The 251-nt window shown below is 69.3% G+C and carries 1 protein-coding gene; it reads left to right on the plus strand.

The window, feature by feature from the left end; all coding sequences use genetic code 11:
* Positions 1 to 251 (plus strand): hypothetical protein (locus AC0L20_RS41495; protein WP_473295911.1); only part of this gene is annotated, 251 nt, incomplete at both ends.

Raw genomic sequence — 251 nt, forward strand, 5'->3', positions numbered from 1 at the left:
GCGTTGCGGCCCCAGGACCTGACGGCGGTGCGTGAAATCTGTCGGCGCCTGGACGGTATCCCCCTGGCCTTCGAACTGGCCGCCGCCCAGGTCGATGCGCTGGGCATCGGCGGTGTGCACCGCCAGTTGCGCACCGGTTTGCAAGGGCTGACCCGCGGGCGCCGCACGGCAGTGGAACGCCACCGTTCATTGATCGCCGCTCTGGATTGGAGCTACACACGCCTGAGCCAGCACTCCGGCAGGCTCAGGCG

The organism is Bradyrhizobium sp. Kon58, from assembly GCF_055807455.1.